This is a genomic window from Streptomyces sp. Rer75 (assembly GCF_013414305.1).
GTDB lineage: Bacteria > Actinomycetota > Actinomycetes > Streptomycetales > Streptomycetaceae > Streptomyces > Streptomyces himastatinicus.
Window position 1 is genome coordinate 9744945 of sequence record NZ_CP058693.1, and the last position, 25197, is coordinate 9770141.

The 25197-nt window shown below is 69.7% G+C and carries 27 protein-coding genes; 17 read left to right on the plus strand and 10 right to left on the minus strand.

The genetic code is table 11. The features are described from left to right. Positions 1-119: 119 nt before the first annotated feature. Positions 120-779: a type III effector protein gene (locus HYQ63_RS41070; protein WP_179939124.1), complete on the minus strand. Its 660-nt coding sequence runs from the start codon at positions 777-779 to the stop codon at positions 120-122. Between the two features lie 129 nt (positions 780-908). Here HYQ63_RS41070 and HYQ63_RS41075 point away from each other — a divergent pair, with 129 nt between their 5' ends. From HYQ63_RS41075 to HYQ63_RS41085, 3 genes are all read left to right on the plus strand, one after another. Continuing rightward, a complete protein-coding gene (locus HYQ63_RS41075; RefSeq protein ID WP_179939125.1) occupies positions 909-1331 on the plus strand; it encodes an Hsp20/alpha crystallin family protein in 423 nt (140 codons plus the stop codon). A 99-nt stretch (positions 1332-1430) separates the two neighbouring features. Then, positions 1431-1826 (plus strand): DUF2267 domain-containing protein, encoded by a 396-nt coding sequence (locus tag HYQ63_RS41080; protein WP_179939126.1) that lies wholly within the window; start codon positions 1431-1433, stop codon positions 1824-1826. A gap of 66 nt (positions 1827-1892) precedes the next feature. Next, complete coding sequence (locus tag HYQ63_RS41085) at positions 1893-2330, plus strand: DUF2267 domain-containing protein (RefSeq protein WP_179939127.1); 438 nt, start codon at positions 1893-1895, stop codon at positions 2328-2330. A gap of 345 nt (positions 2331-2675) precedes the next feature. Here the strand turns inward: HYQ63_RS41085 and HYQ63_RS41090 are convergent, their stop codons facing one another. The 4 genes from HYQ63_RS41090 to HYQ63_RS41100 form a co-directional block, all read right to left on the minus strand. Further along, positions 2676-3599, minus strand: coding sequence for a triacylglycerol lipase (locus HYQ63_RS41090; RefSeq protein WP_257232488.1), 924 nt, complete (start codon positions 3597-3599; stop codon positions 2676-2678). 276 nt (positions 3600-3875) lie between these two features. Further along, positions 3876-4007, minus strand: coding sequence for a hypothetical protein (locus HYQ63_RS45340; RefSeq protein WP_257232489.1), 132 nt, complete (start codon positions 4005-4007; stop codon positions 3876-3878). A gap of 110 nt (positions 4008-4117) precedes the next feature. Then, on the minus strand, positions 4118-4924 hold the full coding sequence (locus HYQ63_RS41095; protein WP_179939129.1) for an SGNH/GDSL hydrolase family protein: 807 nt from the start codon (positions 4922-4924) through the stop codon (positions 4118-4120). Then, positions 4911-5480, minus strand: a complete 570-nt coding sequence (locus HYQ63_RS41100) for a PadR family transcriptional regulator (RefSeq protein WP_179939130.1) — start codon at positions 5478-5480, stop codon at positions 4911-4913. The genes HYQ63_RS41095 and HYQ63_RS41100 overlap by 14 nt, the downstream gene beginning before the upstream one ends. A gap of 88 nt (positions 5481-5568) precedes the next feature. Here HYQ63_RS41100 and HYQ63_RS41105 point away from each other — a divergent pair, with 88 nt between their 5' ends. Beyond that, entirely contained in the window at positions 5569-6000 is a 432-nt protein-coding gene (locus HYQ63_RS41105) for a nuclear transport factor 2 family protein (protein WP_179939131.1), read from the plus strand. A gap of 39 nt (positions 6001-6039) precedes the next feature. Here HYQ63_RS41105 and HYQ63_RS41110 read toward each other — a convergent pair whose 3' ends face one another. Next, positions 6040-6675, minus strand: a complete 636-nt coding sequence (locus HYQ63_RS41110) for an RraA family protein (RefSeq protein ID WP_179939132.1) — start codon at positions 6673-6675, stop codon at positions 6040-6042. Positions 6676-7168: 493 nt separating this feature from the next. Between HYQ63_RS41110 and HYQ63_RS41115 the strand changes: the two genes are divergently transcribed. From HYQ63_RS41115 to HYQ63_RS41145, 7 genes are all read left to right on the plus strand, one after another. Continuing rightward, on the plus strand, positions 7169-8545 hold the full coding sequence (locus HYQ63_RS41115; RefSeq protein WP_179939133.1) for an MFS transporter: 1377 nt from the start codon (positions 7169-7171) through the stop codon (positions 8543-8545). Positions 8546-8562: 17 nt separating this feature from the next. After that, positions 8563-9369, plus strand: coding sequence for a 5-oxoprolinase subunit PxpA (locus HYQ63_RS41120; protein WP_179939134.1), 807 nt, complete (start codon positions 8563-8565; stop codon positions 9367-9369). Between the two features lie 18 nt (positions 9370-9387). Then, complete coding sequence (locus HYQ63_RS41125) at positions 9388-10125, plus strand: allophanate hydrolase subunit 1 (protein ID WP_179939135.1); 738 nt, start codon at positions 9388-9390, stop codon at positions 10123-10125. Then, entirely contained in the window at positions 10122-11126 is a 1005-nt protein-coding gene (locus tag HYQ63_RS41130) for a biotin-dependent carboxyltransferase family protein (RefSeq protein WP_179939136.1), read from the plus strand. Before HYQ63_RS41125 ends, HYQ63_RS41130 begins: the two co-directional genes overlap by 4 nt. Positions 11127-11191: 65 nt before the next feature. Further along, the gene (locus HYQ63_RS41135; RefSeq protein WP_179939137.1) at positions 11192-11989 is read left to right on the plus strand and encodes an SDR family oxidoreductase; all 798 of its coding nucleotides are present in this window, start codon (positions 11192-11194) and stop codon (positions 11987-11989) included. Positions 11990-12013: 24 nt separating this feature from the next. After that, entirely contained in the window at positions 12014-13183 is a 1170-nt protein-coding gene (locus tag HYQ63_RS41140) for a pyridoxal phosphate-dependent aminotransferase (RefSeq protein WP_179939138.1), read from the plus strand. A gap of 32 nt (positions 13184-13215) precedes the next feature. Further along, positions 13216-13803: a TetR/AcrR family transcriptional regulator gene (locus tag HYQ63_RS41145; protein WP_179939139.1), complete on the plus strand. Its 588-nt coding sequence runs from the start codon at positions 13216-13218 to the stop codon at positions 13801-13803. 46 nt (positions 13804-13849) lie between these two features. Here HYQ63_RS41145 and HYQ63_RS41150 read toward each other — a convergent pair whose 3' ends face one another. Further along, positions 13850-15418 carry an FMN-binding glutamate synthase family protein gene (locus tag HYQ63_RS41150; protein WP_373689241.1) on the minus strand — a complete coding sequence of 523 codons (1569 nt, stop codon included), beginning with the start codon at positions 15416-15418 and terminating at the stop codon, positions 13850-13852. 485 nt (positions 15419-15903) lie between these two features. Here HYQ63_RS41150 and HYQ63_RS41155 point away from each other — a divergent pair, with 485 nt between their 5' ends. After that, positions 15904-16545, plus strand: a complete 642-nt coding sequence (locus tag HYQ63_RS41155; RefSeq protein ID WP_179939141.1) for a restriction endonuclease — start codon at positions 15904-15906, stop codon at positions 16543-16545. Positions 16546-16556: 11 nt separating this feature from the next. Here HYQ63_RS41155 and HYQ63_RS41160 read toward each other — a convergent pair whose 3' ends face one another. The 3 genes from HYQ63_RS41160 to HYQ63_RS41170 form a co-directional block, all read right to left on the minus strand. Further along, positions 16557-17441, minus strand: a complete 885-nt coding sequence (locus tag HYQ63_RS41160; protein ID WP_179939142.1) for an SDR family oxidoreductase — start codon at positions 17439-17441, stop codon at positions 16557-16559. A gap of 67 nt (positions 17442-17508) precedes the next feature. Then, complete coding sequence (locus tag HYQ63_RS41165) at positions 17509-19548, minus strand: CocE/NonD family hydrolase (RefSeq protein ID WP_179939143.1); 2040 nt, start codon at positions 19546-19548, stop codon at positions 17509-17511. Between the two features lie 84 nt (positions 19549-19632). After that, positions 19633-20910, minus strand: coding sequence for an acetyl-CoA carboxylase biotin carboxylase subunit family protein (locus HYQ63_RS41170; protein ID WP_179941063.1), 1278 nt, complete (start codon positions 20908-20910; stop codon positions 19633-19635). 228 nt (positions 20911-21138) lie between these two features. On the opposite strand from HYQ63_RS41170, the gene HYQ63_RS41175 reads away from it, so the two are divergent. The 5 genes from HYQ63_RS41175 to HYQ63_RS41195 all read left to right on the plus strand — a co-directional run bounded on the left by HYQ63_RS41175 (position 21139) and on the right by HYQ63_RS41195 (position 25157). After that, positions 21139-21465, plus strand: coding sequence for a plasmid stabilization protein (locus HYQ63_RS41175; RefSeq protein WP_179939144.1), 327 nt, complete (start codon positions 21139-21141; stop codon positions 21463-21465). 147 nt (positions 21466-21612) lie between these two features. Further along, the gene (locus tag HYQ63_RS41180) at positions 21613-22812 is read left to right on the plus strand and encodes an aromatic acid exporter family protein (RefSeq protein WP_179939145.1); all 1200 of its coding nucleotides are present in this window, start codon (positions 21613-21615) and stop codon (positions 22810-22812) included. A 174-nt stretch (positions 22813-22986) separates the two neighbouring features. Continuing rightward, positions 22987-23601 (plus strand): DNA polymerase ligase N-terminal domain-containing protein, encoded by a 615-nt coding sequence (locus tag HYQ63_RS41185; RefSeq protein ID WP_179939146.1) that lies wholly within the window; start codon positions 22987-22989, stop codon positions 23599-23601. Between the two features lie 165 nt (positions 23602-23766). Beyond that, positions 23767-24330: a DUF2243 domain-containing protein gene (locus tag HYQ63_RS41190; protein ID WP_179939147.1), complete on the plus strand. Its 564-nt coding sequence runs from the start codon at positions 23767-23769 to the stop codon at positions 24328-24330. Next, positions 24330-25157 carry a cytochrome c oxidase assembly protein gene (locus HYQ63_RS41195; RefSeq protein WP_179939148.1) on the plus strand — a complete coding sequence of 276 codons (828 nt, stop codon included), beginning with the start codon at positions 24330-24332 and terminating at the stop codon, positions 25155-25157. The genes HYQ63_RS41190 and HYQ63_RS41195 overlap by 1 nt, the downstream gene beginning before the upstream one ends. Positions 25158-25197 lie beyond the last annotated feature (40 nt).

Consider the following 25197-nt stretch of genomic DNA (forward strand, 5'->3'; position numbering starts at 1 on the left):
ATCTGCCACATCGGCGGGGCCGTGGCGAACCAGGTCACCGCGCAACCCCGCGAGGTCGGCGGCGCACGCTGCAATCGTGGTCCGGCCGAACTGAGCAGGCTCTACGGGTGGGCTGTCGGTCAGTCGGGTGGGGGCGGGGCCGTGGCGGGACCTGTGAGGGCGTCGAGTCGGGCGGCGAGGTCGGGGTGGGTGGTGGTCAGGTGGGGGCGGGTGGCGTTGAGGGGGTGGATGAGGTCGGCGGGGTCGTCGTGGGCGAGGGCCGCGTGGAGTTGGTCGAGCGGGTGACGGGCGGCGGTGGGGAGGTCGGTGAGGGCGGTGATCTGGCCGGCGATGCGGCGCAGGTCGGCGGCGTTGCGCCGGGCCCAGGTGGCCTGGGTGCGGTCGGCGGCGCGGCGTTCGCGGGTGGCCTGGACGCGTTGTTCGCCGGTGGTGCCGGCGGGGCCGGGGCGGTTGCGCAGGTAGCGGCGTTCGGCGGCCTGGCGGCTGGCGACGCCGAGGGGATGGGCGAGGTCGGCCCAGCTGGCTCCCGCGTCTCGTGCCGTTTCGATCAGGCCGGTTTCCCATCCGGCGAGCTGCTCGCGGACCTGCCGCAGCAGCAGCAGGGAGGTCAGGGCTTGCTCCGGACCGGGGCCGGGCTCGGCGTCGGGGGCGTCTGAGGTTTCTTGCCGGGCGGCGCGCAGGGCGTCGTCAATGGCGTGCAGGGCCGCCGCGGCGGCGAGGAACGAGGCCGGGCTTCGGGCGTCGGCGCTGGACGGGGTCGGCTGGTCGGCTGCTGTCACGGGCACCTCCCTCGGGCTTGTCATCGTCTGGATGACACCATGTTTGTCATCCATTGGATGACATGTTACAACGGTTTCAGTGAGGCGCATTGGCAGCAACTGCCCGAACCTGCTGGAGGTGTTTTCACGATGTTGATGCGCACTGACCCCTTCCGTGAGCTGGACCGGCTGACGCAGCAGCTGATGGGGCCGGGTACCTGGTCGCGGCCGTCCCCGATGCCGATGGACGCCTACCGCGAGGGCGACCGGTACGTGGTGGCCTTCGATCTCCCCGGCGTCAGCCCGGACGCGATCGACATCGACGTCGAGCGCAACATGCTGACCGTCAAGGCCGAGCGCCGGCCCGTGGCGAAGTCCGACGACGTGCAGATGGACCTGTCGGAGCGGCCGCTGGGCGCCTTCTCCCGCCAGATCGTGCTGGCCGACACGCTGGACACCGAGCACATCGAGGCCGACTACGACGCCGGGGTGCTCACCCTGCGGATTCCGATCGCCGAGCGTGCGAAGCCCCGCAAGATCACCATCGGCAGCCGTAAGGAGATCTCCGGCTGAGCCGGGGCCGATGACGGCCGGACAGCGGCGGAGGACGGGTCGCTGATCTCCCCCTCTCCCGTCCTCCGCCCCCATGGACCGAAGAAGGGGGTGGCCGACGTGGCTCTGCGAGGTGAAGCGTTCCTCGACCAGGTCAAGGAACGCGGCACGTACGACAGCTGGCAGGAAGCCGAGCGCGCGGCCCGTGTGGTGCTCGCCCTCCTGGGCGCACACCTGGTCGGCGAGGTGCGCGCCCAGCTCGCGGCATGCCTGCCGGAAGAATTCGCACTGATCCTCCTCAACCCGCTACAGAGCGCCGAGCCGCTGCCTCCGCAGCGGTTCGTACGCGCGACGGCGGCCTGGATCGAGGGGGCCACCGAGCAGACCGCGGCCTGGGACGTCAGCGCCGTCCTCAGCACCGCCGCCGACGCCGCCGGCGACGACCTTCTGGGGCAGATCCTGCTCCAGCTCCCCGCGGGCTACGACCTCCTCTTCGGCCGCCCCCAGCACACCTGACAGACAGCACACCCGGTGCCCGCACACCGGCACCACCATCCCGACGACAGAAAGGCAACCACCGCAGTGATCTCCGACCCGCGCACACCGCTCCAGCAGCTGCCCGCGATGACGTACGAGCAGATGCTGGAGAAGGTCCGCTACGAGGGCGCTTACCCCACCCAGGAGCGGGCCGAGGAAGCCATCCACCTGGTCCTCGCGGGACTCGGACGCAAGCTGACGGGCGACGAACGCGTCGAACTCGCCGCCCGCCTCCCCTTCGAGGCCGCACGCATCCTCACCGCCCAGATCCCCGACACCCAGCCCCTGACCGGCTGGGCCTTCGTCAAGGACCTCGCGGCCCGAGCCGGCGCCTCCCTGGCCACCACCCGCTGGGACACCGGAGCCGTCTTCGCCGCCGTCGCCGCCCTTGCGGGCCCCGACCTGCTCACCCGCATCCTGCGCCAGCTCCCCTCCGGCTACGCGCTGCTGTTCGGCCGCGCCGAACTCACCCCCGCCGCCTAGACCGGTCGAGTCCTTCCCACAGCCGGCCGGGCGTGTTGGTGACGGTGGCGCGTGCACGGGTTGCAAAGACCCGGACCCACGGGACTCGTGCCGCCCGCGGCCCCCGGTACCGCGCCCGGCGCCGGAGGCCGCAGATACCCGGCCGCGCCCTATCTGGCCCACCACGCCCGGGCGTCCGGCCGCGTCGCGTGCTCGCCGAGGTGGAGCGGGCAGGCTTCGCGGTGCACGGCCGGTGGCCCGGTCCTGGGGCGCGGCGTCGGCCGCGGCTCCCGTGCGGGACGCGACGGGCGAGGTCGTGGCCGCTGTGTCCGTCTCCGGCGGGCCCAGGAGCCCTGTGAGGACCGCTCAGAACGGACAGGTGTCCTGCCAGCGCGTGACCAGGGAGGGGCTGTTCTTGTCCGCTTCCCGCGCTGCACCGCACAGGAACGGGCTGAAGCGGGTGTCGCCGTACAACCAGCGGCTGAAGAACGACACGATCCACTTGCCCTGCTTGGCCTTGTTGCCGTAGCCGGTCATGGGGCAGAGATGGTCGCCGGGAACCTCGATGTAGAGCTTCTCGGCCTGGGACATGGAGTTGTACCAGGGCAGGGCGTAGGTGTTGCCGTGGGCGACGGGGTCGCTCTGACAGGTCATGAAGAAGGTGGGGTCGGTGACTCCGGAGAAGTTCTGGTTCGGGTTGTACGGGGCCAGGGGCACGCCCGCCTTGAAGCGGGAGTCGTCCCGGAGGGCCACCATCACACCGCCGCCGCCCATCGAGTGACCGGCCGCACCGAGCGTGCCGTTCACCTTCCCGTGGATCGGGTTGCCGGAGGCGGAACTGAGCGAGAGCAACTGGGTGCCGGCGGCGCTGATCTGGCGGCCGCGCGAGGCGGGGTCGTCGCTCAGCGTGTGGGTGCCGACGTTGATGACGACGAAGCCCCAGGAAGCGAGGCGGGGCGCGAGCCACTGAAGGTTCTGCTGGGTGCCTTGATAGCCCGGCATCAGCACGACGCCCGGGTACGAGCCGTCGGCCGTCGGGTAGGTGATCGTGCCGGACCCGTACCCGCTCGGGTTGGGAACGGTGTAGGTGGCAGTGGCCAGTGGCCCGTTCGTGGCCTCGAGTGAAGCGGTAGTCGGATTCGGGATCCGTGCGAGGACGGAAGCGTTGCCGGTGGACGAGCCGGTCACGGGCTTGCTCTGGGACTGCCGATCGGCGGCTGCGGTCGGTGTGACGGAGGCGGTCAACAGCGCGGAGGCGAGGGTGGCCGCCAGCGCGATCAGCACGCCCACGGCACGGGGCCGGGACCGGGACCGTAACGGCGAAGTCCTTCTGGACGAACGGCGGATGGGACGCATCGATGGACCTCCAGGGTGCGGCGCGGGTGCGCGCTGCCGGAAGCGCAGCGCGACCGCAGAGTAGATTGCGCTACGGACACACGGAAGCCGGGTTTCTGCCCAGCGGAAGAAAATCGGCGTGCGGAGCATGGGGCGGCTCGCCCAGGGTCCTGTGCGGGCGAATACCTGAACGTGCGCACAGGGCAGACTCTGGAGCGACCGGCTCGGGCTCTACTTGACCGCCCTGGCGAGGAGCCCGCGGACGAAGAAGCGCTGGGCGGCGAAGAAGACGGCCATCGGGGCCGCCATCAGCACCAAGGCGGCGGCGGTGAGCACCTGCCAGCCCTCGCCCCTCGCGCTCATCAGGTTGGCGCGGTTGCGCCTGGAGAGACGGCGCGTGGCGGGATGGGGTGATGTACAGCCTGTTTCGCACCGATCCGCCCGTCTGACGTCGCGCGTCGCGGTCGCGGCCCTTACGTACGGTCCGCGCCCACCCGTACGGGGAGGAGGCGCGGGCGTTTGGCGGTGCGGCCGTCGCCGGTCGAGCGGCCGCGTAGGCGTCGGCCGAGCCAAGGGCCGAGGAAGGCGGCGGCCCAGCGCAGTTCCGCCGCGGTGGCACTCCAGCCGGTGGGTGAGGGGGTGGCGGGAGGGGGCAGGGGGTGTGTCCAGTCGTCGTTGCTGCCCGGGAGCGCGAGGGCGTGGGCCAGGGCGGCGGCGATCCGCTGGTGGCCGAGGGGGCTGGCGTGGAGCCGGTCGGGGCTCCACAGGCGGGGGTCGGTGACCACGGGGTGGTGGCCGGTCTCGGCGACGGTGACCCCGTGACGACGGGCCGCGCGGCGGATCGTTGTGTTGAGGGCGGTGACGCGGGAGCTGAGTGGCCGCGCGAGCGGCGTGATGCGCGCGGGGTCGGGGAAGGTGAGGGTGGCGACGTGGGCTCCCTGAGCGGTGAGCGCGGTGAACATCGCCTCCAGGTGGCCCGCGACCTCGTCGGCGTCGAACTGCGGCCGCAGCAGATCATTGACCCCGGCGACGACGGTGGCCAGGTCGGGCCGGAGCGCGAGGGCGGGGGCGAGCTGCTCGGCGCGGACGTGGCGGGCCAGGCGTCCTCGTACGCCCAGATTGGCGTACGTCACGCCCTTGTTGTGCTGGGCGAGGTGTTCGGCGAGCCGGTCGGCGAACCCGCGCAGCCCCACGGTGTCGTCGCCGTCGCCGACGCCTTCGGTCTGGCTGTCGCCCAGGGCGACGTAGCGCAGGTAGTGCGGGTCATCAGCGTGGGGCATCGGCACCTTCTCTTTCCCGGAGGACGGCGACCGTGCGCTCGCACCAGTCGAGGTTGCCTTGCTCGAAGGCCAGGCCGCGCAGGCAGGTGAGGTAGGGGCCGATGCGCTCGCCGTGGCGCAGGAACTCCTCTTCGGTGCGGTCGCCCCGCATGCCGCGCAGGAGCTTGCCGAACAGGTCGATCTTGTCCTGGGCGAGCGCCGCGCGCTCGGTCAGCCGCGCGATCAGCGTCCGGGTGTCGACGTGATCGGCGGCCTGGACCTTGACGACCAAGTCGTCCCGCATGAAGGACGGTTTGGCGGCGGTGGCCGTGAAGTGGTCCAGTTCGGCCAGGCCGGCGTCGGTGACCTGGAACAGGCGCTTGTTGGGCCGGGTGTCCTGGACCACTTCCCGGCCCGTGATCAGCCCGTCCCTCTCCAGTCGCGTCAGCTCCGCGTACACCTGCTGCGGCTGCGCGTGCCAGAAGTTCGCCACACCGAGATCAAACGCCTTGACCAGCTGGTACCCGCTCAACTCCTCGTCGAGTAGCGCCGCGAGAACCGCGTGCCGCAACGCCATCGGCCCTCCTCCTTGCGTTGTTCCTGCGAACGGCCTCATCATACTCATGAATCTGATTAGTCATATTCATGAGTATGAGGTGGGAGTCATGACCGCAGCCGCACGGTTCCGCGCCGCCGTCGACAACCGCGACCTGGCAGCCCTGGAGGACCTGTTCACGGACGACATCCGCTTCTACAGCCCGGTGAAATTCATCCCCTTCGAAGGCAAGCCCATGGTGCTGGGCCTCTTCGGGGTCCTGCTGCGTACCTTCGAGAACTTCCGCTACGTCGGCCACCACGACGGCACCGCGGAGACGAGCGCCGACGGCAGTGTCTCCTCCTCGGCGGTCCTGCTCTTCCGGGCCGTCGCAGGCGGTAAGGAGATCCACGGCATGGATCTGCTCCACTTCGATGACGACGGCCGGATCAAGGAGTTCACGGTCATGGTCCGGCCACAGTCCGCCGTCCACGCCCTGGGCGAGGCCGTCCTCGCCGGGCTGGTCGCCGACGGCCTCCTTCCGGCCCCCGCCGGTCAGTAAGGGGACGGGCGTTACGCATCACGGCCTCGCATGCCGGTATCAGGCGATCCTGCTCCGCAGGGCTTCGACCTCGGCGTCCAGCGCCGCTTCGCGGGCGACGATCTCACGGACCGACGTGAGCGCTTCGTCGGCGCGGTGTGGCGGAATGACGATGACGCCGTCCCCGTCGGCAGCGATGATGTCGCCGGGGTTCACCACGACGCCGCCGATGGCGACCGGTTCGCCGATCGTGCCCGGTCCGTTCTTGAACGGACCGGCGGGAGTGAGCCCGCGGGCGAAGATCGGGATGCCGAGCTCTTCGATGATTGCGGCGTCGCGGACGTATCCGTCGATGATCGCGCCCGCGGCACCGTACGCGGCGAACCGCTGGGCGAGGTTGTCGCCGATGATGGCGCGGCCGTCGTAGCCGAAGGCGTTGATGACGAGGATGTCACCGGGGCGGATGTGCTCGAGCGCTGCGATCACAGCCTTGTTGTCGCCCGCGACGGTGAGGACCGGGAGCGCTGTGCCAACGGCCTTGGCCCCGTTCCAGATGGGGGTGATGCCCCCGTCGACGATGTTGAGCCGGTCGAGGGCGTCGCCGAGGTTGGCCACGGAGTGCGTGCGGAACTGATCGAGCACATGCCCGTCGACGCGTTCCCACGCGGTGTTCACGCGCACGTTGTCCTGAGTCATCGCGGGCTCCTTCGGGTGGTGGGGGCCATGGGATCCATCCCGTCCCACCTAGAAAATGCGAAAGCTTTCGCGTTTTGCGAGAGACAGTGTGCATCCATCCGTGTCGCAGGACAAGGGGTGATGTGGCCGGATGGGGCTCGTGAGGGGCCCCTCCGGCAGTCAAGGCCGGCCGGGTGGTGGCGGGGGAACCCTGGCGATCCGGTAGGGAAGCGCGATCGAAGCGCAAGGTGAACGCCGGGGCAATGCGAACCCTTGACCGCTCTCAGAATGCGAATCTATTCTCATTCGCGATTCAAGTCGCAACTTTGATGTCGGCGCTGCTCTGCGGCCCTGCACCGTGACGTTCCCTCCGGCATCGAGCCCCCAGGCCCTGTACGGGCGGATTCCTGAACAGCACCGAAGCCACACAACGGCGACTGCCGACGGTGATCACGTTCAGCCCATGATTCTCAGGACGCCGTTCCGGAGTCCGCGACACCGAAAGTGAACGCGAATGACAACGTCAGACCGGCTTGACAGAACATCGGATCGTCACGGGGCAGCGTCGGAACAGTCCGGCGCGACCGCGGTCGATGTCGCCTCCGCCAACGACAAGGTCGTCCGCAAGGCCACCGTCGCCGGCGCGATCGGCTCCTTCGTCGAGTGGTACGACTACGGCATTTATGGCCTGCTCGTCACCTATCTCGCGATCAACATCATGGGGGAGGCCGACGCCGGAAATCTCTTTCTCACCAACGTGGGCTTCCTGGTCAGCTTCATCGCCCGCCCGTTCGGCAGCGTCATCTGCGGATACCTCGGGGACAAGATCGGGCGGAAGAGCCTCCTGGCCGCCCTCCTGGTGCTGATCTCCGCCGCGACCGCGGCCATCGGTCTCATCCCGTCCTCCGCCGTCATCGGTGTCGCCGCACCTGTCCTTCTGGTCCTCCTCCGGGTGCTCCAGGGCTTCTCGGCGGGCGGGGAAGTGGCCGGCGCCATGTCCTTCGTCGGCGAGTACGCCCCGGACGCACGCCGCAACTACATGATGAGCTTCATCGCCGTCGGCTCGTTCGTCGCCCTGATGTTCGGCAGCGTCTTCTCCGCCATCCTCATCACGGCGCTCGGCGAGGACACCATGACCTCCTGGGCCTGGCGGGTGCCGTTCCTCCTCGCCGTCCCGCTCGGTTACGTCGGCTTCTACATCCGCAGCCGACTGGAGGAGACCCCGCACTTCAAAGTGCTGCGCGAGCAGAACACCGTCGTGCGCAACCCGCTGAGGGCCGCTCTGACCTCCCCGCGCCATCTGAAGGCGATCGCACTCACGATCTTCCTCCCCGCGCTCAACGGCCCCGGCTACTACCTGCTGTTCGTCTACATGCCCACCTACTTGAAGACCTCGCTCGGCGCACACAACTTCTCGATGCTGCGGGCGCTCACGGTCACGGCGTTCAGCCTCGTCGCCATCGCGATCTGTATCCCGCTCATGGCACGCCTCTCGGACCGGATCGGCCGCAAACCCGTCCTCGCCTTCTCCGCCCTCGCGATGGCCCTCGTCTCGTACCCGATGTTCCGGCTCATCACCACGGGAGAGTTCGGCCTGGCCTGCATCGGCACCATCGTTCTCGCGATCGCCTTCTCGGGCCACGCCGCCGTGGTCCACACCGTCCTCGCCGAGATGTTCCCGACCACCGTGCGCTACTCCGCCTACAGCATCGGATTCAGCATCTCCACGATCATCTTCGGGGGCAGTGCCCCGCTCCTGATGACCGAGCTGATCGAGTCGACCGGCTCCAACCTGATCCCGGCTTTCGCCTCCATCATCACCGCCCTGATCACCCTGGTCACCGTCGCCTTCCTGCGAGAGACCAAGGGCCAGCCCCTCGCATCCAGCTGAAACACCCGGGAGACACCATGGGAATCAACTCCGTAGCCGTTGTCGCCGACCTCGGTGAGAGCTTCGGCAACTACACGATCGGCGACGACGGCGCTCTGCTCGGCCTCGTGACCTCGTCGAACATCGCCTGCGGCTTCCACGCCGGCGACCCGCGCATCATGGACCGGACCGTCGCCGACTGCGTCGAGCGCGGCATCGAGCTCGGCGCCCACCCCGGATACCCCGACCTCGTCGGCTTCGGCCGCCGGCTCATCGAGGCGACCGAGGAAGAGATCCGCACCGACGTCCTCTACCAGCTCGGCGCACTCGACGCCTTCGCGAGGGCGCACGGTGGCACGATCAGCCATGTGGCCCCGCACGGCCGGATGGGCTCGATCGCGCAGACCGACGCCAAGCACGCGCGGGCCATCACGGACGCGATCGCCGCGTACAACACCGACTACGTCGTCATCTGTCAGCGCGGTCTGCTCGCCGAGGAATCGCGCAAGCGCGGACTCGAGGTCGGCTACGTGTTCCTGGCCGACCGGGGATACGGCGACGACGGCATGCCCGTCTCCCGCTCCCACGAAGGCGGCTTGATCTACGACCCCGAGCTCATCGGCCGGCGCTCGGTCCAGGTCGTGCAGGAGGGCACCATACGCTCGGTCAATGGCAACGTGGTTCCGCTCGGACACGACGCCGACGTCCTGCTCCTGCACGGTGACCACCCTTCCGTCCTCGAGAACGGCACCGCGCTGCGGAAGGCGCTCGGCGCGGCGGACATCCGCGTCGCCGGTCTGCGGGACGTCCTGGCGGAGAAGGCGGAGGTCGCGCTCGCCCGCTGAGGGCGAGCCCACCAGGCGATGACCACAGCACAGTACGGTGCCATCACCGTCGAGCCCTTCGGGGACTCGGCGGTGATGGTAACCATCCCCCATGCCGACCAGGCCATCCGCAAGTCCGGGATCGTCGCCTTCCGCGACCGGTTCCTGGCCCACCGCCCCCACGGCGTGCTGGACGTCGTCTCAGGTCTCGAATCCCTGCTCATCGAGTTCGACCCGTTGCAGACCGCGCTCCAGCACGTGGAGTACGCGGCCCGACTGCTGGCGGCGTGGGCCCCGGCACCGTCGGACGGTCCGGACCACCTGCGGGCGGTCCGGCAGTTCGCCATTCCCGTCGTCTTCGATGACGAGACCGGCCCCGATCTGGCGTCCGTCGCCGACGACATGGGCCTGGCCCCCGCCGAGGTCGTCGAGGCGATCGCGGAGTCCAGCTTCACGATCTCCCTCCTCGGCGCGGCGATGGCCCCGATGATGGACGGACTCAAGGTGCCCAGGCCGGTGCGCCGGCGAGCCGAGCCCCGGACCGACGTCGCCCCCGGGGCGATCATGATCGCCGGTACCAACGCGATCATCCAGCCGTTCCCCGGCCCGACGGGCTGGCGCGTGGTCGGGCGCACCCCGCGCACCATCGTCGACATCTCCCGACCGGACCCCGTCTCGTTCGGCACCGGCGACATCGTGCGCTTCGTCCCCGTCACACGGGACGAGGCCGCCGTCCTGGGGACCGGCTTCCTGTTGCCGGTGGGGGAGTCCGTATGAAGGCCGTGGCGCTCGAGATCACCAGCACCGGCTGGATCACGACGTTCCAGGACCTCGGCCGTCGCGACACGGAGCGGCGCGGTGTCCCCACAGGCGGCGCGGCCGACCAGCACTCGGCGGCCGTCGCGAACCTCCTCGTGGGCAACCCCCGCGGTGCGACCCTGATCGAGAACCTCGGCGGCGAACTGGCGCTCGTACCCGACGCCGACGTCCTGCTCGCCGTGACCGGCGCCCCTGCCCACGTCACCGTGGGCGGCGGGCCCGTCGAGAGCTGGTCTCCGCTGGTGGTACCGGCGGGCCACGAGGTACGAGTCCACGGGGACGTGAGCCGAGGGGCCCGTACCTATCTGGCCGTGAACGGCGCGCTGACCGCGGAGACTCTGCTGGGCAGCGCCGCCCCGGACGCCCGAATGGGGTTCGGGCAGCTCGTCGTCCGGGGCTCGTGTGTCCTCCTGGACACGGAATTCCGGGGGTTCAGCCGTCGGCTGTTCGAAGCGCCGTTGTTCCGGCTTCCGGTTCCGGTCCCGCGCTTCGACGACGGGCCCTGGGACATCGATGTCGTCCCGAGCCATGGGATCCAGGCGATCGCCGGCATCCGTGAGGTGATCGAAGAGGCGACCTACGTCGTCACCAACCGCTCCGACCACGTCGGGCTGCGGCTCGACGGGCCGGTGCTCCACCCGGACACCGACACCGAGATCGTGTCGCACGGGGTGCCCGTCGGCGCCCTACAGATCCCGCACGCGGACGAGCTGATCGTGCTCGGCCGCTACCGGAGCCTGACCGCGGGCTACCCGATCGTCGGTGTCGCCTCGCGGGCGTCCCTGCCCTTGCTCGGGCAGGCCGCTCCGGGGCGGGAGCTGCGGTTCCGCTGGACCGACCGCGAGAGTTCGCTGCGCCGGTTCGCGCGGCGCGAGGCGGAGGTGCGCGCACTGGAACACGCGGCCACGGAGGCGTTCGGTGCTCTCGGCTTCACGGCACCCTTGTCCCGGACTACATGAGAATGTATTCTCATTTAAAAAGTTCATCTCATATCAGTCATGGAGTCAGTCATGGAGGACGAACGGTGACGACGTCGGCCGGCAGGACCGCGCTCATCACGGGAGCGGGCAGCGGGATGGGACGCGAGACCGCACGGCTGCTGGCCCGGGACGGCACCGCCGTAGTGCTCCTCGGTCGCAGGCAGGAGGCACTCGACGACGTCGCGGCCACGATCCGCGCCGAGGGCGGGACCGCCCTCGCCATCGCCGCGGACGTCACCCGCGCGGACGACGTCACACGAGTCCTCGACCGTGTCCGCTCCGAACTCGGGCCGGTCGACGTCCTCGTCAACAACGCGGGCAGCGCCTCGTCGGTGCTCAACCCGCAATGGCTCCCGCACGACGAGTGGCGCCAGGTCCTCGACGTGAACCTCACGGCGGTCTTCCAGCTCACGCAGGCCGTGCTGCCCGACATGCTCGGCCGCGGCACCGGGACCATCGTCACCGTTTCCTCGCTCGCCGCCGTCAACCCCAACCTGCTCGGCGGCGCCGCCTACGGCGCGGCCAAGGCCGGGGTTCGCAACTTCATGACGTTCCTGCACAACACCTTCCGCAACCAGGGGCTGCGGGCGATCACCGTGCTGCCCGGGGAGGCGGACACCCCCATCCTCGACAACCGTGCCCGGCCCCCGGCGCCGGACGAACGCGCCGGCATGGTGCAGCCCGAGGACGTGGCCGAGGCCATCCGCCTCGCCGTCACCCTTCCCCAGCGCGTCGTCCTCCAGGAGATCGTCGTCGCCCCCACGCGCCAGCGCGACACCTCCGCCGACCTCGAGATCAGCCGTTGGGCGGGCGCACCCGCCGACGCCGCACCGCAGGCCTGACCGACCCGCCACCAGGAGGAGCGCATGCCGCCCACCATCACCACGCAGCCGCCCCTGTTCGCCACCGCGGAGGCCGTCGCCCGGATCGCCGCCGCCTCCCGCCGGACGCAGCAACCGCAGTCGCGGGGCGACCTCGTCTCCCTCGCCATGGGCGAACCCGACTTCGACACACCCCACTCGGTGACCGAGGCGGCCCACGCCTCGCTGCGCGCCGGACGCACCCACTACTCACCGCTGCTCGGCGAACCCGCCTTGCGCGAAGCGCTCGCCGAAAAGCTCACCGGTATCGCCGGGGCACCGGTCTCCGCCTCCGACATCCTGATCACCCAGGGCGGAACGGCCGGGCTCGCCGCCTCGATCCTCGGCATCGTCGACCCCGGCGACAAGGTGGTCATCCCCGACCCCACCTACTCCCTCTACGCGGACCTGGTCAGCATGGCCGGAGGCACGGTCGTACCCGTCCCCCTCGCGCCGGACCTGCACTGGGACCTCGACCGGCTTGCCGACGCCCTCACGGACGCCAAGCTCTTCGTCTTCTGCAACCCCAGCAACCCGACCGGCATCGTGCACAGCCGCGACGAACTCGACGCGCTCGCCCAGTTGCTCGACGGCACCTCCACGATCGTCATCTCCGACGAGGCGTACTCCGACCTCGACTACACCGGCAGGCCCTTCACCTCGACGATCTCGATCGACGGCCTGCGCGACCGCACCGTCTACTGCCAGACCTTCTCCAAGAGTTACGCGATGACCGGCTGGCGCGTCGGCTACCTCTGGGGACCGGCGCCGCTCATCCAGGCGTCCGCCCGCATCCACAACACCTTCAACGGCTCCGTGAACACCTTCATCCAGGACGCCGCCCTCGCCGCGGTACAGCGCTGCGACGAAGACATCGCCCGCATGCGCGCCGCGTACGAGCGGCGCGGCGAGACCATGCGCACGGAACTGGCCGCGATCCCCGGCCTCACCCTCAGCGCACCGGAAGGAGCCTTCTACCAATTCCCGCGCTACGACCTCGACGTGCCCTCCGTGGAGGTCGTCGCGGCGCTGCGCACGCACGGCGTCGCCGTCCGGCCCGGAAGCGAGTTCGGAGCCCGGGGCGAGGGGCACCTTCGGCTGTCGTACGCCGCCGGCCCGCAAGCCATCACCGAGGGCGTCCACCGGCTGGCGCGTGGCCTCGCGGCACTTCGGTGAACGCCGTCTCGCAGCTAACGGGGGCTCGACCCATGCGCAGTGACACCGAACGCAACCGCAGGTACCTCATCAAGGCTGCCGCACGACTGTTCGAGAACTCGCCGACGCCGGTCAGTCTGGCCGAGATCGCCAAGCACGCCGAGGTGTCCACCGCGACGGCCTACCGGCACTTCTCCTCCGTCGAGGAGATCCTGCACACCTTCCGCGCCGAAGTGGGCTCCGAACTGCGTGACTTCAGCGCACAGCAGACCACGCGGGGTATGGCGAGGCTCGAGGCGGTATCGCGCTGCTGGGTTTCCCTCGTCCTCGAACACGGCGGCGCGATGGCGCAGATGCGTTCGCACCGCGGCTACCTCGAGCGGCTACGCGAAGGGACCGGCTACCTCGCCCCGCAGGCCGAGGCGCTCGCCGAACCACTGCGGCAGACCACCGAGGAACTCGGCCTCGGAGACCTCGGGGACGAAGCCCTGTACCTGTGGAACGCGTTGTTCGACCCACGCGACATCCTCGACCTCATCAAGAGCGGACGAACCGAGGAGGAGGCAGCCACACGCCTGGTGGCCGCACTGCGCGGCGCCCTGACCGGCTGGTCCACGACGGAGCCGCAATCGGGTGAGTGAGAGATGCCATCACCCCATCCCCGGCCCGCCTTGAGACGGCCGCGGATCAGACCGTGAAACGGCCGGGGTCGGCGGCGGCCCAGTCCTCGGCCCACGTCGCCGGGGGATCGGCGAGCAGTTGCCCGGGGCCCAGCCATTCGTACAGCTCCGCGTGGGAGCGGACGGTGAAGGGGTCGACCCGCGTCCGCAGCATGTGCGGACGCAGCTCGGCGGGGTCATGGACGCCCATGGACGCCATGATCTGGAGAGCGCCGTGGACCGTGGCCCGCTGGAACCTCTCCACACGCGCCGACTTGTCACCCACATCCAGGGCGCGCGCCCGCCGGGGGTCCTGCGTGGCCACCCCGACGGGGCAGGTGTTGGTGTGGCAGCGCTGGGCCTGGATGCACCCGGTGGCGAACATCATCGCCCGCGCCGCGTTGGTGTAATCGGCCCCCTGCACCATCCGCTTGACCATGTCGCTCCCGGTGGCGACCTTGCCGCTGGCGCCGATCCTGATCCGGTCCCGCAGCCCCGTGCCGACCAGCGCGTTGTGCACCGTGATCAGGCCCTCGGTCAGCGGCGTTCCCACATGGTCGGCGAATTCCAGCGGAGCCGCGCCGGTGCCCCCTTCCGCCCCGTCCACCACGATGAAGTCCGGGGTGACGCCCTCGCTCAGCATCGCCGTGCAGACGGACAGGAACTGCCGACGGGACGTGAGGCACAGCTTGAAGCCGGTGGGCTTGCCGCCCGACAGCTCCCGCATCCGGCCGATGAACAACACCAGCTCGCGGGGCGTGGAGAACACCCGGTGGTACGGAGGCGACACCACGGTCCGCCCCTGGGGCACGCCGCGCACCTTCGCGATCTCCGCGTTGACCTTGCTGCCCGGCAGCACCCCGCCCATGCCCGGCTTCGCGCCCTGCGACAGCTTGAGGGAGACACACTTCACCTGGTCATGGGCCGCCTTCTCGGCGAACGTGGCCGCCTCGAAGTCGCCGTCGTCCGTCCGGCACCCGAAATACCCGGTGCCGATCTCCCAGATCAGATCGCCGCCGTGGCGCAGATGGTATTCCGAAAGACCACCCTCACCCGTGTCCTGCGCGAAGCCGCCCTGGGCCGCACCGCGATTGAGAGCGAGGATCGCGTTGGTGGACAGTGAACCGAAGCTCATGGCGGAGATGTTCAACAGCGCCATGTCGTAGGGCTTGGCACAGTCCGGCCCGCCGACCCGGACGGTGGGCGGCTGGTCCGGCGTGGCCTTGGGCACCAGCGACGGCACCAGGAATTCGTACCCCGCGGCGCCCACGTCCCGCTCCGTTCCGAACGGCTCCTCGGCGTCCACGCCCTTCGCCCGCTCGTACACGATGCTGCGCACATCACGGTCGTACGGGCGGCCGTCGTAGTTCCGCTCGATGAAGTACTGCTGGAGCTCCGGACGTATCGCCTCCAGCAGGTACCGCAGGTGTCCGAGCAGCGGATAGTTGCGCAGGACGGAGTGCTCGCGCTGCGCCACGTCCCGTACCGCCACGGTCGTCATGGCCGCGGCCACCACGACCAGAAGCCACCACCACGCCGATACGCGCCACGCGAGAGCCGCGCCGAGCGCCACCGCCAGCGCGGGACCAGTCACCATTACGAGTCTCAGCACGTCCGCACGGCTACCCCACGCGCACCGGTCGATGCGGAGTCACGGTTCAGTGCGCCGTGCACGCTGTTTCCCGGACCAACGGCACGACCCGGTTGCTACTTCCGTCGGGTCGAGCCGGACCGTGCGCGAACTGTGCGCACGACCTGCCGAACGACCGCTATGGCGGTCACTCCGTGGGGACCTCGGCCGAGACGGGACGGGGTGCCCGTCGGGCGCTTCCTCCGGGACATCCCGATGAGGCGCAGTCCCCGGTCCAGGTGGTGCAGGGCGGAAGGCATGGCAGATATCTCCTCGTCAGAATGCCGAAATGGTGTGGGGCCCCGGCTATCGGGTTCCCCTCAGCCGACGCGCCATGCGCGGCGGATACAGCGGCCTGCGACAGCGCTGATCCGCACGGGGTGTGGAGGCGGCGTACCAGGGCAGTCGGCAGTGACGATCTTGATGTCACCACGTGAGGGGGACTGCCACCCATGGCCACTCCCGGCCGTCGGCCGCGCAGCGGGCGTCAGTACGCCTTCAGCCTGCGGAATCTATCGGTCTGCTTCGGGCTGATCGCCATCGTTCTCTTCGCGGTGGGGGTCGCGGTAAGAGCCAGTGGCGGCGCGGCCGAGGACCATCCTGTCGCCGCCGTGGCCATGGGGCTGCTGGCGTTTTTCGCCGTCCTCATGATCCGCCGCCGCCGTGTCGCCCCCGCTCCCTCCGAGGAGGATTCTCTCGGGGAGGCCGACTTCGAGGCGATGGCTCCCGGTGAGTTCGAGCAGGCGGTGGCGGACCTGTGCGAACGGGACGGTTGCCAGGTCATCCGCGTGGCCGGCGGCGCGGGTGACCTGGGCGCGGACGTTATCGCCACCGCCCCCGACGGGCAGCGCCTGGTCATCCAGTGCAAGCGGTACGACCCGAGTCACAAGGTCGGCTCCGAGGACGTTCAGCGCTTCGGAGGAACGTGCTTCGCCGTCCACGACGCTCAGATCGCCGCGGTGGTCACGACCAGCGAGTTCACCGAGCCCGCCGTCGAGTACGCCGCGCAGTGCGGAATCCTGTGTATCGACGGGCAGGAACTCGCCACGTGGGCAAGCACGGGTCCGGCTCCGTGGGCGGAGTGGACGGAGTGACAGGGGTGAATCTAGGGCAAGGGCGTGCCGCCCGTGGCATTGAGGATTTCGGCGGTGACGTAGCCGGCCTGCTGTGATGCCAGGAAGACGTACGCGGGCGCCATCTCGGCGGGCTGGGCCGGGCGCCCCAGGGGGCTCTGCTCGCCGAACTTCGAGGTGTCGGGCAAGGTGGCGGGAATCAGAGGTGTCCACACGGGGCCGGGGGCGACGGCGTTCACGCGGATGCCGCGTTCCGCCAGATTCCCGGCGAGGCCCTGGGTGAACGTGACGATGGCGCCCTTGGTCGTGGCGTAGTCCAGCAGGTGAGGGCTGGGCTTGTACGCCTGGACCGATGTGGTGTTGATGATGCTGCCGCCTTCCGGGATGTGCGGCAGGGACATCTTGCAGAGCCAGAACATGGCGTACAGATTCGTGCGCATCACGCGGTCGAACTGCTCGGTGGTGATGTCTTCCAGCCCCTGCGACTGCGCCATCTGGAAGGCGGCGTTGTTGACGAGGACGTCGATCGAGCCGAAGGCGTCGACCGTGCGGTCCACCAGGGCCCTGCAATCGGCTTCGTCGCGGATATCGCACGCCACCGGAACCGCCCGCCGCCCGGCCTCTTCGACCAGACGCACCGTCTCCTGGGCGTCCTCTTCTTCCTCGGGCAGATAGCTGAAAAGGACGTCCGCGCCCTCCCGGGCGAACGCCAGCGCCACCGCCCGGCCGATCCCGGAATCCCCGCCGGTGATCACGGAATGACGGTTCTCCAGCAGTCCATGGCCCTGGTAGCTGCTTTCGCCGTGGTCGGGCTGCGGCTCCATATCGTCCGTGGCGCCAGGATGCGGCTGGTCCTGTTGGGGGAATTCCGGCTGAGGGTACCGCTTTCCTGGATGATCCTGGTTCTGGTGGCTCATGTGATGTCCTCCCGAGAGGTAAAGGAAACCGGGCGCCCCGGGGGCATTCTCTCCTCCACGGGGTCGCTTACAGGTGATCGCGGGGGAGTGTCTCGTTCCAGGTGCGGGAGAACACCCGCCGGTCGTTTTCGTAGCCGTCCAGCGTGGCGTCCACGAAGAGTTCCGTTTCGCTGGAGCGCAGCACGGTGTGGGTGACGACGCGGACGTCCCAGTCGTCGCGCCGGAAGCGCATGGTCCAGGCCGACTCGCCACTGACCGAGGTGAAGTCGTCCGCGACGGCCGAGTAGCGCTCGTAGGCGCGGCGGTGGACATCGAGCCCGGTGTCCTCGTAGCGCACCGTACCGGCGTCTTTGGCGATCTCCAGCGCGGACCGGTAGCCGACCAGATCGCGTGTGACGTCCCACCGCATCTCCGGTGGGTGCAGCTGCGTGGTGGCGACGGGCGGGGCGCCCTCCGGCTCGCCGAACGGGTGCTGGGGGGCTTCGTCGGGCTCATGGGTTCCGCGCAGCGGCAGGGTGAGGGTGCTGGAGCCCTCGTACACGGTCAGCAGGACCGGCCGCGGCGGTGGCCAGGCGAGGGGCCAGTAGGACGTGGACAGCGACAGCCGGATGCGGTGCCCGGGCGGGAACGCCTGCGCCACGCCGTTGAGCTGCACCGTGGCCCGGTAGCGGCGCCCGGGCTCCAGCGGTTCGGGGGCGCCGATGCCGTCGCGGTGGGTGAGGTTGAGCAGGCCGTAGGTGACACGGGTGGCGCGCCCGTCGGGGGACACGTCGGACAGCCGGGCGGCCACCATGGCCACCGGTTCGCTCACCGACAGCTCCAGTTCGACGGAGGGCGAGCCGAGGATCTCCACGGGCTCGGTGAGGACGTCGGTGTCGAACACCAGCGAGCCCCCGTCCTCCTCGCGCTGGTCGTACGGCAGGTCCGGCGGGGCGTTGTACGAAGCCCACTTTCCGGCGAACTGCCCGACGGACAAGGGCGATTGCACCGTCAGCGCCTCGCCTCGCCCCGCCTCGTCCGACGAAGGCTCACCGGGGGCGCCGATGCGGTGCCGGGTGAGCGGGTGAGCGGCCGGTTCGACGTGCGGGGAGGGCCAGTCGGGTTCGCCGACCCAGCGGCCCGGCCGCTCCTCGTACGACGTGGACGGCGGCACACTGTCCTGCATCCACGCGCGCAGCATGGGGCCGTCCATGGCACCGTTGTCGGCGCCCTTGAGCCAGTGGTCCCACCAGCGCACGACTTCCTGGAGGTAGCCGATGGCCGGGCCGGGCTCGCCCAGGTGCGGGAACTTGTGCGACCACGGACCGATCAGCCCCTTGCGCGGTACGTCCAGGTGGCCCAGCAGCCGTGTGACGGCGTTGGAGTAGCCGTCCGCCCAGCCGCTCGAGGCCAGCACCGGGCAGCGTACGGCCTCGTAGTCCTCGCACACCGACGCGTGGCGCCAGTAGTCGTCGCGGCGCTGGTGGCGCAGCCATTCCAGCACCCAGGGACGGGTCTGCTCCAGCCGCTCGTGCCACATCTCGCGCCAGCGCTCGCCGACCACGACCGGGTCGGGCGGGCAGGTCGCGTACGCGAACATGGTGCCCGCCTCGGCCAGGTTGTCCGACAGCAGCGCACCGCCCATGTAGTGCATGTCGTCGGCGTACCGGTCGTCGGTGAAGGAGGCGATGACGATGGCCCGCAGGCTCGGCGGCTGCCGGGCGGCGACCTGGAGGGCGGCGAACGCGCCCCAGGAGATCCCCATCATGCCGGTCGTGCCGTCACACCAGGGCTGTTCCGAGAGCCAGGCCAGGATCTCCTCGGCATCGGCCTGCTCCTGCTCCAGGTACTCGTCCCGCAGCACGCCCTCCGACTCTCCGGTGCCGCGCAGGTCGACGCGGACACAGGCGTACCCGTGACCGGCGATGTACGGGTGGTGGATGGAGTCGCGCACCGACGTCAGATCGCGCTTGCGATAGGGGATGTACTCCAGCACCGCGGGCACCGGCTCCCCGTCCGAGGACGTGGGACGCCAGATGCGTGCCGACAGGCGGGTGCCGTCGGCCATGGGGATGGTGACGTGGTCTTCTTCCTTGGTCTCGCAGGGCAGGTTGCTCAGGAAACGCATGCGGCCGGCTACTCCTTTCGCTGCGGCACGCCGGACGGGTGCCCGGTGTCGCGGTCGGCACACGGGTCGATCGCGCTACCGGGGTCAGGTGTTCTTCTCGTCCCGGCCGCCCGGTGTGGTCTCCTCGAAGGTGAGGTTCAGGGCCGCGACACACCGGTCGTACTTCTCCCGCAGCTCGTCCTCGCTGTCCCCGCCGGTGAAGATGTGGGCCAGCTCGAAGCTGTAGCTGTCCTGCTGGTCCATCTCCGAGAGCCGCTGGCCCTCCTCCGGCACCACCTCGATCCGCACCTCGGGGATCTCGCGCTCGATGCGCTCGATGTCCTCCCCGGTGGGCACGTGGCGCGCCACTCCGTCGGCGAACCACCGGTGATACCACTTGGCGGCCATCCTGGAGGGGCCCTCGCGCTTCGGCAGGCTCGGGTCCTTGCCCAGCGCGAGGCTGAGCATGCAGTGGTGATTGGGCACCCCGTCGACGTACTCGAACAGCTCGGCGTGCGACTGGGAATGCCGGGGGTTGATCTCCAGCAGATTGATCTCGTCCGTCTGCGGGTCGTAGAAGTACTCGATGCTGAACGTCGCCGAGTCCATGCCGATCTGCCGCATCACCCGCTTCGAGACATCGTGCAGCCGCTGTACCACCGGCTCCGGCAGTGTGGAGGGGTACTGGTGGCGCAGGAAGCACGGGCTGTCGGGGTAGGCGATGGAGTCCAGCGCCCCGTAGACGGTGACCTCACCGCCTCGGACGTAGCCCTCCACCGCCACCTGGATACCGGACAGCGCTTCCTCCGCCAAGCACACCTCGCCGCCCACACCGGCCATCTCCGGCGGGAGCTCCAGCCGGTCCAGGATGTAGTTGAACGGTCGGCCGACCCGGCTGATGCCCTCGCGAATCTCGGCCACCGCCGCGCGGAACTCCTCCTGATCCTTCACACCGAAGGCCAGCTCCGACGAATACGCCAAGGCGGGCTTGAGCCACATGGGGAAACGCACGCCCTCGGGCGGCCGCGGATCCCGCGCCTCCAGATCGACCCGGCCGAAACGGGGATGCTCGTCGATGACCTTCTGCTGCTCCAGCCGACTCCAGTACTTGTGCTCGCACTTGACGACCGATTCCAGGCTCGTGCTGTGCGTGCCGTAGCGCTCGCTCAAGAGCGGCACGAGGGTGCTCACCGGAAAGTCCCAGTAGCCCACGATCGCGTCGATACGGCCGTCGAAGGCGTCCAGAACCTTCTCCGCCTTCTCCATGAGATCGGCCACGGACACCTCACCGACCTGCAACTCCTCAACGGTGAGTAGCGGGTGAAACCGGTACTCCTGCGCATCGGGCACCTCGCGCAGACTGGGCAGATTGGCCTCGTCCATGCCGATCACAAAGATGTTCTTCACGCTCACCGGCTCTCCCTCGGTATTGGCACGATGTCCGGCGGCCCAGTACCCCTCCGCGTGTCATTTACCCCCAGCAGTGACGCGCGAATGGACCGCATGGGAGGACGGCCGGCGGCCCTCGCAGCATGCTGGTTATAAGCGGGAATCGAGGGGCACTCGGACCGCCCGGACCATCAGCGTGATACCGAAAGAAAGGTCGAACAAATGCCTACAGGAGCCAGCCGTAAGTGGGAACGGCAGTACGAACACATCAAGGAAGGCGCGGAGAAACGCGGTACGTCAACAGCCCGTGCCAAGGAAATCGCCTCCCGTACCGTCAATAAGGAACGCGCTCGCTCGGGAGAGGCGAAGTCCGCCAGTAAGACGTCGACGCAGGACCGGAAGTCCGCGCCGCAGCGAGGCGGCGAGCGTTCCCACCGCGGCGCCAAGGGCCCGACCCGCGACCAGTTGTACAACGAGGCCAAGCAGCGTGGCATCGCGGGCCGCTCGAACATGACCAAGCACCAGCTGGCCAAGGCGCTCGGCCGCTGATCGCCACACGGACGCCCGGCGCCCGGGCGCTGGCGTGGTGCTCATCGGTCTCATCTGCTCTGCTCCCTGCGCTCGTTGCTGCCAGCGCGCGTCTCGGCGTTCACCGGTCGGCGAGCACGGCGGAGGACAACGCGAGAGGGGACGACGGTGCCGCACGGCGGGTGGGCGTGGCAGTGGCTGGGGCGGGCCAGGTCCGTGGTGGGACGTAGGCTGCGGGCCCTGGAGATGATCGGCAAGAGCACCCTGGCGGCGGGCGCTTCGTGGTACGTGGCACATGACCTGGTGGCCGCGCAGACCCCCGCATTCGCGCCGTTCTCGGCTGTGCTGATCATGCAGGTGACCGTCTACCAGTCGATGCTTCAGGCACTGCGCTACCTGGCCGCGGTCTGCGCCGGGGTCTTCGTACAGGCCGGTCTGGGCGTCCTGGCAGGACCCGGCCTGATCACGTTCGTACTCGTGGCACTGATGGCTCTGGCAATCGGCCGGTGGCGGCATCTGGGAGCCCAGGGGACCGAGGTGGCGACCGCGGCGTTCTTCGCCTTCTCCACCTATTCGGCGTCTGCCGGTATGAGCCAGAGTGCCGAGCAGCTCGGCCAGATCATCCTCCTGGTCGCGATCGGCTGCACGATCGGCGTGGCGGTCAACCTCCTTCTGTGGCCGCCGATGCGCTACCGCAGCGCCGAGTCCGGCATCCACACCCTTGCGAGGGACCTGTCCGCCCTCCTGGCGGACATCCACCCCGCGTTGCGCGAGCACGGCTTCGACGAAGAGCGGGCCCGGCAGTGGCGGCAGCGCGCCGCCGAGATCGCCTGGCTGGTCAGCCAGGCTCGCGCGGCGCTGCACACCGCGGTCGAGAGCCGCCATTACAACCCCCGCCGGCTGCTGCCCCGCAACAGCCGGTACAAGGACTTCTCCGCGTACCGGGACGTCATCGACGCGCTGGAACGCGTCACCCACCAGCTCGCCTCCCTCACCCGCACCCTCCACCAGTGGCCACAAAACGAAGAGGGCAACGAGTGCAACCGTTTCCTGCGCGACTATGCCGACCTGCTCGAAGCGTTTGCCCACTTCACCCGCCCCTTCGGCGAGATCGACGAGGGTCGGCTGCCGCGCCAGGCAGAAGAGCTGTGTGCGGCCGCCACGACGGTCCAGGACAAGCGTGAGCGGCTGGTCGACCGCGCCCAGAGCTCCTCACTCGCCTTGAACGACCCCTCCCGCCCCTACGGCATCCTCCTGGCGGAAGCCACCCGGCTGACGGAGGAAGCCGAGCACTCCTGCGGCATGCTCCACCACGCCACCGACTGTGCACACAAGACCAGCGGCACGCCGGCAGGAAACACCGCCTGACCGCACCGCAATGGGCCCCGCCGCCACCGGATCGAACTGGCCAGATGCGCATACGCTCGGCGTGGCGGGTACTCGGGCCGCGATGGCCCGATAGGGCCCCGGCATTCCGGGCCGGCCGCTGGTCGGCCGGACCTGACCCCGGTGGGGATGGCCGTGCGTCCGAAGGAGGGAACCATGACGACGACCGACGCCCTTGGGGAGTATCGGCGCAAGCGGAACTTCGGGAGGTCGGCGGAGCCGAAGGGCGGCGCGAGCCGCGACAGGCTTCCGGGCCGGAAGCCCTCCTTCGTCGTTCAGATCCATGACGCGACCACCACGCACTTCGACTTCCGCCTCGAGGTGGACGGCGTCCTCAAGTCGTGGGCCGTCCCCAAGGGGCCCTCCGGCAATCCGCACGACAAACGGCTCGCCATGCCCACCGAAGACCATCCGCTCGAATACGCGGACTTCGAGGGCACCATCGCCGAAGGGGAGTACGGGGCGGGCACCGTCATCCTGTGGGACGAGGGGACGTACCGCAGTACGTCGACGGATCGCCGGGGCAAGGAGATCCCGTTCGCCGAGGCCCTGGAACGCGGTCATGTCTCGTTCCGGCTGAAGGGCCACAAACTCCATGGCGGGTACGCGCTCACCCGCATCCGCCGGGGCACGGACCGGGAAACGTGGCTGCTGGTGAAGAAGGACGACACCCGAGGCTCCCGGCACAGCACCCCCGATCCGGCGAGGGCCCGGTCCGTACGCACCCGGCGGACCCTTCGCCAGGTGGCGGCCGACGCGGATCCCGGGTAGTCCCGAGGTCGATCGCGATGGCTTCCAGGCCGGGGAGCGGGCCCCTCGCGATTCCGCGCGCACACGGAAGGGGGAACTTCCGCCCCCGGCGTGACACCGGCGACCGCGACGGGAAACGCACGGTGACGGATGATCCGCTCACCCCTGGAGGGATGGAGACAGCTGATGGCGACGACTGCTGACGGGGCCTTACCGGAGAGGGAGACGGCCCGCGGTCTTCAACTTCCGGGAATCATCCTGGGGGTCGGGCTCGGAGGGTTCGTCGACGGCATCCTGCTGCACCAACTGCTCCAGTGGCACCACATGCTCACCAGCACGAACCACGACCGCATCGGGGTGAAGTACTACAGCCCGCACTCCGTCTCCGGTCTGGAGATGAACACGGTCTGGGATGGCATCTTCCACACCGTGTGCTGGCTCGCCGTCCTGACGGGCCTGGCGATCCTCTACTCCCGCGTCACCCGCCACCGCCGCCGCGTGTGGTCCTCCCGTGTGCTGTGGGGATGGATCCTGGCCGGGTGGGGCCTGTTCAACCTCGTCGAAGGCGTGCTGGACCACCAGCTGCTCGGAATCCACCATGTGCACGGCGGGCCGCACCAAATGTGGTGGGACATCGGCTTCCTCGTGCTGGGAGCCCTGCTGCTCGTCGGTGGCTACGGCCTTCAGCGGGGCGGGCGCCCCTTCGACCCCGAAGCCCCGGACGTCCGGCAACCCGGACGGCCTGCCTGATGGGCGGCGGCCACCCGCACCCCGGCCACGGTGCGGGCGGCGGCGTCCTGGAGGCCGCGCTGCCCGCCACCCTCGTACTCCTGTGTGTCTGCGGCTCTCTTCGGCTGGCCCATCGGGCCAGGCTCCGCAACCCTGCGCGGGGCTGGAGCCGGTGGCGGTCGGCCTCCTTCGCGACCGGGGCCCTCCTGCTGGCCGTGGCGCTGCTGCCGCCCTTGGCTCCTTTCGCGCACACCGACTTCCGGGGCCACATGGCCCAGCACCTTCTCATCGGCATGTACGCCCCGCTCGCCCTCGTCCTCGGCGCCCCCGTCACCCTTCTCCTGCGGAACCTGCCCGCCGCCCATGGCCGACGGCTGGCCACGGCCCTGCACAGCCGCCCCGCCCGGCTCCTGACACACCCGGCCACCGCGCTGCTGCTGGCCTCCGGCAGCCTGCTGGTGCTCTACTTCACCCCGCTCTACCGCGCCGCCACGAACTGGCCCCCCGGGCACTGGCTGATGCACGCCCACTTCCTGCTGTCCGGCTGCCTCTTCGCCCACGTCATCGCGGGCCCCGACCCTGCCGCCAGGCGACCCGGCGTACCGGTGCGCCTGGTGTGGCTCGGCTGCGCCATCGCCCTCCACGCAGGGCTGTCGCAGCTGATGTACGGCGGGTTCTGGGTCGACATCCCGGCCCCTGCCGCCGAAGTCCAGGGGGCGGCGGAAATCATGTACTACGGCGGCGACATCGCCGAACTCCTGCTGGCCGGCGCGCTCGTCGCCGGGTGGCGCCCCGAGCGCCGAACTGAGTGCCGCCAGACAGCGAGCAGCCACCGCGTCAGCGTGTGATCGGACCCCCGGTCAACCCGTGGGCCACACGATGAGGTTG

What these genes read in the sequence shown, in the direction of transcription:
- HYQ63_RS41155 (WP_179939141.1), top strand. Translation starts at nt 15,904, where the DNA reads ATGGCCACTCCCGGCCGTCGGCCGCGCAGCGGGCGTCAGTACGCCTTC.
- HYQ63_RS41170 (WP_179941063.1), bottom strand. Translation starts at nt 20,910, where the DNA reads ATGGACGAGGCCAATCTGCCCAGTCTGCGCGAGGTGCCCGATGCGCAG.
- HYQ63_RS41115 (WP_179939133.1), top strand. Translation starts at nt 7,169, where the DNA reads ATGACAACGTCAGACCGGCTTGACAGAACATCGGATCGTCACGGGGCA.
- HYQ63_RS41185 (WP_179939146.1), top strand. Translation starts at nt 22,987, where the DNA reads ATGACGACGACCGACGCCCTTGGGGAGTATCGGCGCAAGCGGAACTTC.
- HYQ63_RS41195 (WP_179939148.1), top strand. Translation starts at nt 24,330, where the DNA reads ATGGGCGGCGGCCACCCGCACCCCGGCCACGGTGCGGGCGGCGGCGTC.
- HYQ63_RS45340 (WP_257232489.1), bottom strand. Translation starts at nt 4,007, where the DNA reads ATGAGCGCGAGGGGCGAGGGCTGGCAGGTGCTCACCGCCGCCGCCTTG.
- HYQ63_RS41145 (WP_179939139.1), top strand. Translation starts at nt 13,216, where the DNA reads ATGCGCAGTGACACCGAACGCAACCGCAGGTACCTCATCAAGGCTGCC.
- HYQ63_RS41110 (WP_179939132.1), bottom strand. Translation starts at nt 6,675, where the DNA reads ATGACTCAGGACAACGTGCGCGTGAACACCGCGTGGGAACGCGTCGAC.
- HYQ63_RS41150 (WP_373689241.1), bottom strand. Translation starts at nt 15,418, where the DNA reads ATGGTGACTGGTCCCGCGCTGGCGGTGGCGCTCGGCGCGGCTCTCGCG.
- HYQ63_RS41105 (WP_179939131.1), top strand. Translation starts at nt 5,569, where the DNA reads ATGACCGCAGCCGCACGGTTCCGCGCCGCCGTCGACAACCGCGACCTG.
- HYQ63_RS41190 (WP_179939147.1), top strand. Translation starts at nt 23,767, where the DNA reads ATGGCGACGACTGCTGACGGGGCCTTACCGGAGAGGGAGACGGCCCGC.
- HYQ63_RS41175 (WP_179939144.1), top strand. Translation starts at nt 21,139, where the DNA reads ATGCCTACAGGAGCCAGCCGTAAGTGGGAACGGCAGTACGAACACATC.
- HYQ63_RS41125 (WP_179939135.1), top strand. Translation starts at nt 9,388, where the DNA reads ATGACCACAGCACAGTACGGTGCCATCACCGTCGAGCCCTTCGGGGAC.
- HYQ63_RS41075 (WP_179939125.1), top strand. Translation starts at nt 909, where the DNA reads ATGTTGATGCGCACTGACCCCTTCCGTGAGCTGGACCGGCTGACGCAG.
- HYQ63_RS41160 (WP_179939142.1), bottom strand. Translation starts at nt 17,441, where the DNA reads ATGAGCCACCAGAACCAGGATCATCCAGGAAAGCGGTACCCTCAGCCG.
- HYQ63_RS41100 (WP_179939130.1), bottom strand. Translation starts at nt 5,480, where the DNA reads ATGGCGTTGCGGCACGCGGTTCTCGCGGCGCTACTCGACGAGGAGTTG.
- HYQ63_RS41140 (WP_179939138.1), top strand. Translation starts at nt 12,014, where the DNA reads ATGCCGCCCACCATCACCACGCAGCCGCCCCTGTTCGCCACCGCGGAG.
- HYQ63_RS41120 (WP_179939134.1), top strand. Translation starts at nt 8,563, where the DNA reads ATGGGAATCAACTCCGTAGCCGTTGTCGCCGACCTCGGTGAGAGCTTC.
- HYQ63_RS41095 (WP_179939129.1), bottom strand. Translation starts at nt 4,924, where the DNA reads ATGCCCCACGCTGATGACCCGCACTACCTGCGCTACGTCGCCCTGGGC.
- HYQ63_RS41165 (WP_179939143.1), bottom strand. Translation starts at nt 19,548, where the DNA reads ATGCGTTTCCTGAGCAACCTGCCCTGCGAGACCAAGGAAGAAGACCAC.
- HYQ63_RS41130 (WP_179939136.1), top strand. Translation starts at nt 10,122, where the DNA reads ATGAAGGCCGTGGCGCTCGAGATCACCAGCACCGGCTGGATCACGACG.